The following is a 1,979-nucleotide window of genomic DNA, read 5'->3' as shown; positions in this document are numbered from 1 at the left end:
GGCCCGGGTGGCCGTCCGCGAGTGGGCCCGGTTCGCGGCGCGGACCGCGGTGCTCCCCGTGCGCCGCGCGCTCACCGGAGGCCGAATCGCCGACGCCCCCAATCTCCGGGCCGGTCTCCGCTGCCGTGTGTTGTCCGGTGCGATCGCCCGACTCCCCCGCACGGTGCGGGAACGCCGGGCGATCACGCGGCTCGGCGCGGTGGACCGAGCCGCGGTCTGGGACACCTTCCACGGGCAGTAGGCTGACCACGGGCGGAAGGAGCGGCCGTGACCCAGGGGGAGACGACACAGCCACTCGTCTCGGTCATCGTGGTGAACTACCGCGGGGCCGACGACACGATCGCCTGCCTGCGCGCGGTGCACGCACTCGGCTACCCCCGCCTGGAACTCGTGTGCGTGGACAACACCCCCGCGCCCGACTCCGAGGCCGACCGCATCCGCGCCGCCGTACCGCAGGCACGGGTCGTCGCCGCCGGGGCGAACCTCGGCTTCGCGGGCGGTGGCAACCTCGGCGCGGCCGAGGCGAACGGCACGGTCCTCGCCCTGCTGAACAACGACGCCCGACCGCACCCGGACTGGATCGACGCCGCGGTGGCGGCGTTGCGGGCCGACCCGACCGTCGCGGCGGTGGCCAGCCGGGTCCTGGACGCCGACGGCACCGGCGCCGACTTCGTCGACGGCGGGCTCACCTGGTTCGGCATGGGGTACAAGCGGCACGCGGGCAGCCGGGTCGCCGACCTGCCGGACGCCGAACACGCCCACGCCAAGGACGTGCTGTTCGCCACCGGGTCGGCCATGTTCGTGCGCGCCGACGCCTTCGCCGCGCTCGGCGGGTTCGACGACGACTTCTTCCTGTTCTACGAGGACGTCGACCTCGGGTGGCGGCTCAACCTGCGCGGGTGGCGGGTGCGCTACGTGCCCGCATCGATCGCCTACCACCGGCACCACGGCACGGTGGACGCGGTGCAGGCCCCGGACTCCGGCCGGGAGACGTTCCTGCTGGAACGCAACGCACTGGCCGCGCTCTACCGCAACCTCTCGGACGAGTCCCTGGCGCGGGTGCTGCCCGCGGCGCTCGCGCTGACCGTGCGGCGGGCCACCGCGCGGGGCGGACTCGACCCCGCCCTCCTCGACCCCGCCGCAGCCGGCCCGGACACCGGCACACCACCGGACACGGAGCCGGTCCCGGTTCCCCGGGACGCACTCGCGGGGATGCTCGCGATCGACCGGTTCGTCGACCTGCTGCCCGGACTGGCGCAGGCCCGGGAGGCCGAGCAGCGCAGCCGGGTGCGCACCGACGACGACCTGCGTCCGCTGTTCCGCGACGCGCTCGAACCGGCGTACCCGCTCCCACGTTACCTGGCCGCGCACGACGTGCTGGTGGAGACCTTCGGCATCGAGCGGGCGTTCGGCACCCGCCGGCGGGTGCTCGTGCTCACCGGGGACGCGATCACCGAGCGGATGGCGGGCCCGGCGATCCGCGCCTTCAACATCGCCGACGTCCTCGCCCGCGAGCACGACGTGCGGCTGCTGACGCTGAACCCGGCCGTCGACCCACCGCCCGCCGCGTTCACGGTGGGCCGTGCCCAACCCCGCGACCTCGACGCGCACCTGGCGTGGGCGGACGTCGTGGTGCTGCAGGGGCACGCGCTGGAGAAGGCGTCCGCGCTCAAGCGCGAGTACGCCCACACCGTCGTGGTGTGCGACCTGTACGACCCGATGCACCTGGAACAGCTGGAGCAGGGCCGCGACCGCCCGGACGACCGCAGGGCCGACGACCTCGCCGCGGTCCGCGGTGTCCTCGACGCCCAGCTCGCCCGCGGGGACTTCTTCCTGTGCGCCTCGGAGCGGCAACGCCACCTGTGGCTGGGCCACCTCGCCGCGGCCGGCAGGCTCTCCCCCCGGCTCTACGACGCCGACCCGACAACCCGGTCGCTGCTGGCGGTCGCGCCGTTCGGCCTGCCGACCGACCCGCCGCG

General features: G+C 75.0%; 1 protein-coding gene and 1 pseudogene. Both read left to right on the top strand.

What is annotated here, in order from left to right; genetic code table 11:
- Nucleotides 1-241: pseudogene (locus ACTIR_RS26805) on the top strand (glycosyltransferase family 2 protein); the annotation flags it as partial.
- A 26-nt stretch (nucleotides 242-267) separates the two neighbouring features.
- Nucleotides 268-1,979 (top strand): glycosyltransferase family 2 protein (locus tag ACTIR_RS0116860; RefSeq protein ID WP_026455165.1); only part of this gene is annotated, 1,712 nt, incomplete at its 3' end.

The sequence above is a fragment of the Saccharomonospora iraqiensis subsp. iraqiensis genome (genome assembly GCF_000430445.1).
Classification (GTDB): Bacteria; Actinomycetota; Actinomycetes; order Mycobacteriales; family Pseudonocardiaceae; genus Saccharomonospora; species Saccharomonospora iraqiensis.
The sequence above is the reverse complement of the archived record's forward strand: the minus strand, read 5'-3'. Positions and strand labels throughout refer to the sequence as shown.